This window comes from Pseudoalteromonas sp. SR45-5 (assembly GCF_014163565.1).
Lineage (GTDB): Bacteria > Pseudomonadota > Gammaproteobacteria > Enterobacterales > Alteromonadaceae > Pseudoalteromonas > Pseudoalteromonas distincta.
In genome coordinates this window covers 1-8,738 of the sequence record NZ_JACJDN010000102.1, presented here as the reverse complement: position 1 = coordinate 8,738, position 8,738 = coordinate 1, and the positions used below count along the sequence as shown (strand labels likewise).

The window sequence follows — 8,738 nt, the reverse complement described above, 5'->3', positions numbered from 1 at the left end:
TACCTGGATCGCGCCCCCATAAAATAGTAACAGGCACCACTTGTACGTTTTGCTGACCGCTTTTTATTAAGTACTCAATAATTTGCTTGCCTTGGGCTAAAGCATTGGTTGGTTTTGCTTCATCACCAAATAACGGTGGAGGATTTTTAATACCAATAAAACGGTCTAAATTTTGAGTCCCTAGCACTTGCTCTTCTGTTGGGCTAGGTAGGCCATTCTTTTTACAAACATGCGCCAGCGCGGCTAAATCAAAACGTGAATTTAAACGCACTATGTAAAATGTAGGGTACTCAGGGTTTAGATCATACTGTTTAATAGGATTTTCTGGCAGCACTTTGCTTTTCACAAATAAGCGACTAAATCCAGCAGACATAACATTTAAACAATAATTAAAAATACGCATCGACTCACCATATTGAGAGTATTAAGGGCAAAATTAGCGCAACAGGATACCATAATATCTAAAAATCCCTTAGTTTGCGCAATTAAGATGTTTAGTTGTTTGTTGACTAGCATCAAAAGCATTAGTTCAAGTATAGCTATTGAACATGTATGGACGCATATTTAATCAAATTAGTATTCATTACATTGTTTCTAAATAGTTGTTGCATTTATCACCAATACCTCTATAATACGCAGGCTTTCAAAATTCCTCTGGGAATTAGAAAGGATAAATTAAGCTTGGATTTCAAGCTAATAAACAGGAGTTCCGATTTGGAACTCAACGTAGATATAATCAAACAGCCGACATCTTAAGTTTTAAGATTGTTTCGGTAGTTTTTTTATGCTCTTTTATATGCTCTTTATATTGAGGTTAAGAATGTCAAATCAACGCATTCGTATTCGCCTAAAAGCTTTTGACCACCGTTTGATTGACCAATCAACGGCAGAAATCGTGGAAACTGCGAAACGCACTGGCGCACAAGTACGTGGTCCAATCCCACTACCTACACGCTTTGAACGTTTTACTGTACTAACTTCACCGCACGTTAATAAAGATGCGCGTGATCAGTACGAGATCCGCACCCATAAACGTCTGATAGACATCGTAGAACCAACTGACAAGACTGTAGACGCGCTTATGCGTTTAGATCTTGCTGCTGGTGTTGATGTTCAAATCAGCCTGGGTTAATCGAAAGATTAGAGAGGTTTTAGGAAAATGGCATTAGGTCTAGTCGGTCGTAAAGTGGGTATGACACGAATCTTCACTGAAGATGGTGTATCTATCCCTGTGACAGTTATTGAAGCGACACCTAACCGCATTGCTCAGATCAAATCTGACGCAACAGACGGTTATAACGCGCTTCAAGTAACCGCAGGCACTAAAAAAGCAAGTCGTGTAAACAAAGCTAAAGCGGGTCATTTCGCTAAAGCTGGTGTTGAAGCGGGTCGCGGTCTGTGGGAATTCCGCCTTAACGGTGGTGAAGGCGATTTTGAAGTAGGCGCTGAGCTTACTGTTGAATTATTCAACGAAATCAACAAGGTTGACGTAACCGGTACTTCTAAAGGTAAAGGTTTCCAAGGTGGTGTTAAACGCTGGAATTTCAGCATGCAAGACGCTACACATGGTAACTCTCTATCTCACCGTGCTCCTGGTTCAATCGGTCAAAACCAATCACCTGGTAAGGTGTTTAAAGGTAAGAAAATGGCCGGTCATATGGGTGCTGAGCGTGTAACGACTCAAAACTTAGAACTAGTTCGCGTTGACGCTGAGCGTAATTTGCTTTTAGTTAAGGGTGCAGTACCTGGAGCTATTGGCGGTGACGTTATCGTTAAACCAGCTGTTAAAGCATAAGTCCTGGAGATTTAGTGATGGAATTAGCAATTAAAGACGCTTCTGGCGGTCTTGAAGTTTCTGAAGCTACTTTTGGACGTGAGTTTAACGAAGCATTAGTACACCAAGTAGTTGTTGCATACGCAGCAGGTGCTCGTCAAGGTACTCGTGCTCAGAAGACACGTTCTGAAGTAAGCGGTGGTGGTAAAAAACCATGGGCTCAAAAAGGTACTGGCCGTGCACGTGCCGGTACAATCCGTAGCCCAATTTGGCGTTCAGGTGGCGTTAGCTTTGCAGCTAAACCACAAGACCACAGCCAAAAAGTAAACCGTAAAATGTACCGTGGTGCGATTAAAAGCATCTTATCTGAATTAGTTCGTCAAGAGCGTTTAATCGTTGTTGAAAGTTTTGCTCTAGCAGCACCAAAAACTAAAGAACTAGTTGCTAAGCTTAAAGAACTTGAGCTTAAAGATGTTCTTATCGTGACTGAAGAAGTAGATGAAAATCTTTTCTTATCGGCACGTAACCTTTATAAGGTTGACACACGTGATGTAGCTGGTATCGATCCTGTAAGCTTAATTGCTTTCGATAAGGTACTTATTACAGCCGCTGCTGTTAAGCAACTTGAGGAGGCGCTAGCATGATTCGCGAAGAACGTCTTTTAAAAGTGATCCTTGCTCCACATATCTCTGAAAAAAGCACAATTGCTGCTGAAGAAAACAATACTATTGTTTTTAAAGTAGTAAATGACGCAACTAAAGCTGAAATTAAAGTAGCAGTTGAGAAGCTTTTTGAAGTAGAAGTAACGGGTGTTCGCACACTTAACGTTAAGGGTAAAACAAAACGTACTGGCGCACGTTTCGGTCGTCGTAGCGACTGGAAAAAAGCTTACGTTACTCTTAAAGAAGGCAGCGAGCTAGACTTTGTCGGCGGCGCCGAGTAATAAGGGGATAGAATTATGGCACTTCAAAAGTGTAAGCCTACTTCTGCGGGCCGTCGTCACCTAGTTAAAGTGGTTAACTCTGATCTACATAAGGGTAAGCCATACGCACCACTTTTAGAGAAAAACTCTAAATCAGGTGGTCGTAATAACAATGGTCGTATTACGGTTCGTCATATCGGTGGTGGTCATAAACAACATTACCGTTTAATCGATTTTAAACGTACTAAAGATGGCATTCCAGCCACTGTTGAACGTTTAGAATACGATCCAAATCGTAGCGCAAACATCGCTCTTGTATTATATGCAGACGGTGAGCGTCGTTACATTATCGCACCAAAAGGCTTAAAAGCTGGCGATGCAATCCAGTCTGGTGTTGATGCACCAATCAAACCTGGTAATGCATTACCAATGCGTAATATGCCTGTAGGTTCGACTGTTCACAACGTAGAATTAAAACCAGGTAAAGGTGCTCAAATCGCACGTTCTGCTGGTGCATACGTTCAAATCCTTGCTCGTGATGGTCAGTATGTAACATTACGTCTTCGTTCAGGCGAAGTTCGTAAAGTTGAATCTGATTGTCGTGCGACTCTAGGTGAAGTAGGCAATGCTGAGCATATGCTTCGTTCACTTGGTAAAGCAGGTGCAAATCGCTGGCGTGGTATTCGTCCGACAGTTCGTGGTGTTGCCATGAACCCGGTAGATCACCCACACGGTGGTGGTGAAGGTCGTACATCTGGTGGTCGTCATCCTGTGTCTCCATGGGGTAAACCGACTAAAGGTGCGAAGACGCGTAAGAACAAGCGTACGGATAAATTTATAGTACGTCGTCGTACTAAGTAATATTGAGGAATAGCCATGCCACGCTCTCTCAAGAAGGGTCCTTTTATAGACCTACACTTGCTGAAGAAGGTAGAGAAAGCTTTGGAAAGCGGTGAGAAAAAGCCAATTAAAACTTGGAGCCGTCGTTCAATGATCATACCTAACATGATCGGATTGACCATTGCTGTCCATAATGGTCGCCAGCACGTACCAGTTTTCGTTTCTGACGAAATGATCGGTCACAAACTAGGTGAATTTGCACCAACTCGCACTTACCGTGGCCATGCTGCGGATAAGAAAGCGAAGAAACGATAAGAGGGGAAGATAAATGCAAGCATTAGCTAAACATAAATTCGCCTCTGGTTCGGCGCAAAAAGCACGTCTAGTTGCAGATCAGATCCGCGGGTTACCTGTAGATCGCGCACTAGAAATCCTGGCGTACAGCCCTAAGAAAGCGGCTGTATTAGTTAAGAAAGTACTTGAGTCTGCTATTGCTAACGCAGAGCATAACGAAGGTGCTGACATTGATGAGCTTCGTATAACAACGATCTTTGTGGACGATGGTCCTACAATGAAACGTATTATGCCTCGTGCTAAAGGACGCGCAGATCGCATCCTTAAGCGTACAAGCCATATCACTGTTATGGTTTCAGATAGCTAGGAGTATAAGTAATGGGACAAAAAGTTCATCCTACTGGTATTCGCCTAGGTATATCTAAACCTTGGGTTTCTACCTGGTACGCGAGTTCAAAAGATTTCTCTGCACAGCTTTTTGGCGATCACAAAGTTCGTACATTCCTTACTAAGGAATTAAAAACGGCTTCTGTGTCTAAAATCGTTATTGAGCGTCCAGCAAAATCAATCCGAGTAACAATTCACACGGCTCGTCCGGGTGTTGTTATCGGTAAAAAAGGCGAAGACGTAGAAAAATTACGTCAAGCGGTAACTAAAATCGCTGGTGTACCTGCTCAGATTAATATCTCTGAAGTACGTAAACCAGAACTAGATGCACAACTAGTAGCAGACGGCATTGCCTCTCAACTAGAACGTCGTGTTATGTTCCGTCGCGCTATGAAGCGTTCGGTACAAAATGCAATGCGCATCGGTTCTAAAGGGATTAAAGTTGAAGTTAGCGGTCGTCTTGGCGGCGCTGAAATCGCACGTTCAGAATGGTATCGTGAAGGTCGTGTACCTCTACATACTCTTCGTGCTGATATCGATTACGCAACTTCTGAAGCCTTAACCACTTATGGTATCATTGGTGTTAAAGTTTGGATCTTCAAAGGCGAAGTTATTGGTGGTTTACCACTAGTACAAGAGCAAGAGAAGCCAGCTAAACGCGCACCAAAGAAAGCCAAGAAAAGTGCTAAGTAGAGGTAGCGAGTAATGTTACAGCCAAAACGTACAAAATTCCGTAAAATGCACAAAGGCCGCAACCGCGGTTTAGCGCAAAACGGTAACAAAGTAAGCTTCGGTACTTTCGGATTGAAAGCAACTGGCCGTGGCCGTATGACTGCTCGTCAAATCGAAGCAGCTCGTCGTGCTATGACGCGTCACGTGAAACGTCAAGGTAAAATCTGGATTCGTGTCTTCCCTGACAAACCGATTACAGAAAAACCTCTTGAAGTTCGTATGGGTAAAGGTAAAGGTTCTGTTGAATATTGGGTTGCTGAAATTCAGCCTGGTAAAGTACTTTACGAAATGGAAGGTGTTTCAGAAGAGCTTGCTCGTGAAGCGTTTGACCTTGCTGCTCGTAAACTGCCATTCAAAACAACTTTCGTAACTCGGACGGTAATGTGATGAAAGCTAGCGAACTAAAAGATAAAAGCGTAGAAGAGCTTAATGCTGAACTTCTAGGACTACTTCGTGAGCAATTTAATATGCGCATGCAAGCTAGCACTGGTCAGTTAGCTCAGACACACACGCTAAGAACAGTACGCCGCGATATCGCGCGTGTAAAAACAGTTATTAACCAGAAGGCAGGTCAATAATGAGCGATAAAATTCGTACTCTTCAAGGCCGTGTAATCAGCGACAAGATGGAAAAATCTTTCACTATCGCTATCGCACGTTATGTGAAGCACCCAATCTATGGGAAATTCATTAAACGTACGACTAAGTTACACGTACATGACGAAAATAACACAGCAAAAGCGGGTGACGTAGTTACTATCCGTGAATGCGCACCAATTTCTAAGAATAAATCTTGGACTTTAGTAGACGTTATTTCTAGTCCAAAACAAGCTTAATTTTTAATTAAGTTAGTTTTGTAAAAAAGCCCTGGCATTAGCCGGGGCTTTTTGTTTTCTGGAACTGCCTTGTCTTGAAACGTGTTTACACATTTAGGACTTATACCAATCCGCAATAATACTTAATCATTTTGCGGGGCTAAACGTGTCGCTACCTGCGTTAAAAAATGCTCATTTAGAACAACTAAATAGCGAATTTCTGCCTACCTATCAACACGTTTTTCCAGCCTCAAAATAGATCACTTAATTAAGCGAATTGGTATTATCTTTTTATCAGAAATACAAAAGCATGCAGGGTAGTTTTCTGGTTTGTGTCATCAACTCCGTTGTTGCTATATATTTTTTAGTATCAGAACTAGTGGCTGAATCATAAAAGTTTGATTATAAGCTTACATATCTCAGTAACTTTAATACTTGCTATAGGCATCTCAGCCGTTGTGTTACTTTTCTCTTACTTTATTTCAATGTTACAGTTTTAAGGTATCGAAAATAGATATTCAAATATAACTTTAATCATTCGCTTGTCTGGTTTTTTTATGTCTAAAACCTCAATTTATCGCCTTAAATGAATATTCTGGTATGATTAGCAAATATGCGCTTTTGAATGAATTTTTGAGGTAATAATGACGCGTAGTTTTGAATTTCATTTAACTGATGAGATTGCCACGGTTGCAATGGGTAATCGCGTTGCTGATATTATAGAGCAAGGTGCGGTTATTTATTTACATGGTGATTTAGGTGCTGGTAAAACAACGTTTACACGAGGTGTAGTGCAAGGCTTTGGCCATACAGGTAAGGTTAAAAGCCCGACCTATACACTAGTAGAACCTTATGAGCTTGAGCGTGCAAATGTTTATCATTTTGACTTATACCGCTTAGGTGATCCTGAAGAACTCGAATACATGGGAATACGCGATTATTTCTCAGCAGACGCAATTTGTGTTGTTGAATGGCCTGAAAAGGGTGGTGAATTTATTCCTGTGCCTGATTTAGATATTACTCTAAGCTATGTGGGTAACGAACGTAAAATTGTTATAAATAGTGCGAGTGAGCGCGGTATAGCAATTGTCGAAAAACTAAATAATCAATAATAATATAGTTAAGGCAGTAATTATCCAATGAGCCGAGGTGTAGTTAAACTTTTTATTTATCTTATGGTTATCACCATAAGCTTGCCGCTATGGGCTAAAAACACAATCAATAGTGTGCGTGTATGGCCGTCTCCAGATAGCACGCGCGTGGTATTTGATTTAAATGATAAGCCCGACTTTAGCTATTTCATGCTTAAAAACCCTAGCCGCCTAGTGATTGATTTAGAAAATACTAGCGAGTTAAAAACATTGCCAGGTGTGCCCCCGAAACATCAAATAGTAAGCAAATTACGTTACTCAAAACCTAAAAATAAACAAAGCGTACGTTTAGTATTTGAATTAAGTGCGCCAATAAAGCCAGTGGTATTTGCCCTCGCACCTACAGGCCCTTATAAAAATAGACTCGTTGTTGATTTATACAATAAAAGCCAAGCTACTACAGTTGTTTCTCCTGCTCAAACAGCCGCTAAAAACCGTCAACTAAGCCAAGAACGCGACATTGTTATTGCAATTGATGCGGGGCATGGCGGCGAAGATCCTGGTTCAATTGGGCCATCAGGCACCTACGAAAAAACAGTTACACTGCAAATTGCGAAACGTTTAGAGCGCATGATTGATGGCGAACGTGGCATGATTTCGCGCATGGTACGAAGCGGTGACTATTTTGTAAAATTAAATACCCGTACTAATCGAGCCCGTGAAAAAAAGGCAGATTTTTTTGTTTCTATTCATGCTGATGCATTTACAAGCCCTGGGCCAAATGGTGCCTCTGTGTGGGTTTTGTCATTAAGACGTGCTAATTCAGAAATAGGTAAATGGATAGAAGATAAAGAAAAACACTCCGAGCTTTTAGGTGGCGCTGCTGATGTAATGAAAGATGCCGCCAATGAAAAATATCTAGCACAAGCGTTGCTTGATATGTCGATGGACCACTCTATGAAAACTGGCTTAAATGTAGCTGACGAAGTGGTTAAAGAGCTTCGTAAGGTTGCCAAACTGCATAAAAAAGATCCCCAGCATGCGAGCCTTGCAGTACTAAAATCACCAGATATTCCATCTATTTTGGTAGAAACGGGGTTTATATCTAACCCGCGAGAAGAAAAGCTACTTAAAAGTCCTAATCATCAAGAGCGTTTAGCTAAAGCTATATTTACTTCAATTAAAAATTATTATTTGAAAAATCCGCCGGATGATTCTTTATTTGCTAAATTAAAGTCGCAATATCCAACAAAGCATAAAGTACGCCCCGGTGAATCTTTAAGTATGTTAGCGAGTCGCTATGGCGTTACAGTCAATAAATTAAAACAAGTTAATAAGCTTAGTTCTAATACCTTATTTATTGGGCAAGAGCTCGATATACCTCAAAGTTAGTCATTATTATTAGCGCAATGTTTGCTAGGAAGTCTCATGAATATTGAAATATTACCCGCGCGTTTAGCCAACCAAATTGCCGCAGGCGAAGTGGTTGAGCGCCCAGCGTCGGTAGTAAAAGAGCTTGTTGAAAATAGCTTAGATGCTGGCGCAACGCGTATTCAAATTGATATTGAGCGCGGCGGCCACAAACTTATTCGTATTCGTGATAATGGCGCAGGGATAAATAAAGATGAGCTAACGCTCGCACTTTCTCGCCACGCGACAAGTAAATTAAAATCACTTGATGACCTTGAAAACATTTGCTCACTTGGCTTTAGAGGGGAAGCACTTGCGTCAATTAGTTCTGTGTCGCGTTTAACGCTGAGCTCAAAACCAAAAGAGCAAGAAGCAGCTTGGCAAGCTTTTGCAGAAGGCCGCGACATGGCCGTTCAAGTAAAACCTGTAGCGCATCCAGATGGCACAACCATTGAAGTAAAAGATTTATTTTTT

Annotated in this window: 14 protein-coding genes and 1 pseudogene; 14 read left to right on the top strand and 1 reads right to left on the bottom strand. The window is 41.4% G+C overall.

The genetic code is table 11. The features are described from left to right. Positions 1-403, bottom strand: a pseudogene (locus tag H5072_RS06035) (glycerol-3-phosphate 1-O-acyltransferase); the annotation flags it as partial. Positions 404-820: 417 nt separating this feature from the next. Between H5072_RS06035 and rpsJ the strand changes: the two are divergent. The 14 genes from rpsJ to mutL all read left to right on the top strand — a co-directional run. Further along, a complete protein-coding gene (gene rpsJ / locus H5072_RS06030) occupies positions 821-1,132 on the top strand; it encodes a 30S ribosomal protein S10 (protein ID WP_002957900.1) in 312 nt (103 codons plus the stop codon). Positions 1,133-1,159: 27 nt separating this feature from the next. Further along, positions 1,160-1,795 (top strand): 50S ribosomal protein L3, encoded by a 636-nt coding sequence (gene rplC, locus H5072_RS06025; RefSeq protein ID WP_002957898.1) that lies wholly within the window; start codon positions 1,160-1,162, stop codon positions 1,793-1,795. 17 nt (positions 1,796-1,812) lie between these two features. Then, complete coding sequence (rplD, locus tag H5072_RS06020; RefSeq protein ID WP_002957897.1) at positions 1,813-2,418, top strand: 50S ribosomal protein L4; 606 nt, start codon at positions 1,813-1,815, stop codon at positions 2,416-2,418. Next, positions 2,415-2,717 (top strand): 50S ribosomal protein L23, encoded by a 303-nt coding sequence (rplW, locus tag H5072_RS06015; protein ID WP_002957896.1) that lies wholly within the window; start codon positions 2,415-2,417, stop codon positions 2,715-2,717. The genes rplD and rplW overlap by 4 nt, the downstream gene beginning before the upstream one ends. A 15-nt stretch (positions 2,718-2,732) precedes the next feature. Beyond that, on the top strand, positions 2,733-3,557 hold the full coding sequence (gene rplB / locus H5072_RS06010; RefSeq protein ID WP_002957895.1) for a 50S ribosomal protein L2: 825 nt from the start codon (positions 2,733-2,735) through the stop codon (positions 3,555-3,557). Between the two features lie 15 nt (positions 3,558-3,572). Then, positions 3,573-3,851 (top strand): 30S ribosomal protein S19, encoded by a 279-nt coding sequence (gene rpsS, locus H5072_RS06005; protein ID WP_004588689.1) that lies wholly within the window; start codon positions 3,573-3,575, stop codon positions 3,849-3,851. Positions 3,852-3,864: 13 nt separating this feature from the next. Then, a complete protein-coding gene (rplV, locus tag H5072_RS06000) occupies positions 3,865-4,197 on the top strand; it encodes a 50S ribosomal protein L22 (RefSeq protein WP_002957892.1) in 333 nt (110 codons plus the stop codon). An 11-nt stretch (positions 4,198-4,208) separates the two neighbouring features. Then, a complete protein-coding gene (rpsC, locus tag H5072_RS05995; protein WP_002957891.1) occupies positions 4,209-4,910 on the top strand; it encodes a 30S ribosomal protein S3 in 702 nt (233 codons plus the stop codon). A gap of 12 nt (positions 4,911-4,922) precedes the next feature. Beyond that, positions 4,923-5,336, top strand: coding sequence for a 50S ribosomal protein L16 (gene rplP / locus H5072_RS05990; RefSeq protein WP_002957890.1), 414 nt, complete (start codon positions 4,923-4,925; stop codon positions 5,334-5,336). Then, positions 5,336-5,527: a 50S ribosomal protein L29 gene (rpmC, locus tag H5072_RS05985; protein WP_002957889.1), complete on the top strand. Its 192-nt coding sequence runs from the start codon at positions 5,336-5,338 to the stop codon at positions 5,525-5,527. The genes rplP and rpmC overlap by 1 nt, the downstream gene beginning before the upstream one ends. Further along, complete coding sequence (gene rpsQ, locus H5072_RS05980) at positions 5,527-5,784, top strand: 30S ribosomal protein S17 (RefSeq protein ID WP_002957888.1); 258 nt, start codon at positions 5,527-5,529, stop codon at positions 5,782-5,784. The genes rpmC and rpsQ overlap by 1 nt, the downstream gene beginning before the upstream one ends. A 623-nt stretch (positions 5,785-6,407) precedes the next feature. After that, the gene (tsaE, locus tag H5072_RS05975; RefSeq protein WP_002957887.1) at positions 6,408-6,875 is read left to right on the top strand and encodes a tRNA (adenosine(37)-N6)-threonylcarbamoyltransferase complex ATPase subunit type 1 TsaE; all 468 of its coding nucleotides are present in this window, start codon (positions 6,408-6,410) and stop codon (positions 6,873-6,875) included. A 27-nt stretch (positions 6,876-6,902) separates the two neighbouring features. After that, a complete protein-coding gene (locus H5072_RS05970) occupies positions 6,903-8,246 on the top strand; it encodes an N-acetylmuramoyl-L-alanine amidase (protein ID WP_138489744.1) in 1,344 nt (447 codons plus the stop codon). A 36-nt stretch (positions 8,247-8,282) separates the two neighbouring features. Continuing rightward, positions 8,283-8,738, top strand: a 456-nt coding sequence (gene mutL, locus H5072_RS05965; RefSeq protein ID WP_182692993.1) for a DNA mismatch repair endonuclease MutL, incomplete at its 3' end; no start/stop codon positions are given.

Bases quoted from the DNA above. Each gene is read 5' to 3' on its own strand.
- rpsJ (WP_002957900.1), top strand. From the start codon at position 821: ATGTCAAATCAACGCATTCGTATTCGCCTAAAAGCTTTTGACCACCGT.
- rplC (WP_002957898.1), top strand. From the start codon at position 1,160: ATGGCATTAGGTCTAGTCGGTCGTAAAGTGGGTATGACACGAATCTTC.
- rplD (WP_002957897.1), top strand. From the start codon at position 1,813: ATGGAATTAGCAATTAAAGACGCTTCTGGCGGTCTTGAAGTTTCTGAA.
- rplW (WP_002957896.1), top strand. From the start codon at position 2,415: ATGATTCGCGAAGAACGTCTTTTAAAAGTGATCCTTGCTCCACATATC.
- rplB (WP_002957895.1), top strand. From the start codon at position 2,733: ATGGCACTTCAAAAGTGTAAGCCTACTTCTGCGGGCCGTCGTCACCTA.
- rpsS (WP_004588689.1), top strand. From the start codon at position 3,573: ATGCCACGCTCTCTCAAGAAGGGTCCTTTTATAGACCTACACTTGCTG.
- rplV (WP_002957892.1), top strand. From the start codon at position 3,865: ATGCAAGCATTAGCTAAACATAAATTCGCCTCTGGTTCGGCGCAAAAA.
- rpsC (WP_002957891.1), top strand. From the start codon at position 4,209: ATGGGACAAAAAGTTCATCCTACTGGTATTCGCCTAGGTATATCTAAA.
- rplP (WP_002957890.1), top strand. From the start codon at position 4,923: ATGTTACAGCCAAAACGTACAAAATTCCGTAAAATGCACAAAGGCCGC.
- rpmC (WP_002957889.1), top strand. From the start codon at position 5,336: ATGAAAGCTAGCGAACTAAAAGATAAAAGCGTAGAAGAGCTTAATGCT.
- rpsQ (WP_002957888.1), top strand. From the start codon at position 5,527: ATGAGCGATAAAATTCGTACTCTTCAAGGCCGTGTAATCAGCGACAAG.
- tsaE (WP_002957887.1), top strand. From the start codon at position 6,408: ATGACGCGTAGTTTTGAATTTCATTTAACTGATGAGATTGCCACGGTT.
- H5072_RS05970 (WP_138489744.1), top strand. From the start codon at position 6,903: ATGAGCCGAGGTGTAGTTAAACTTTTTATTTATCTTATGGTTATCACC.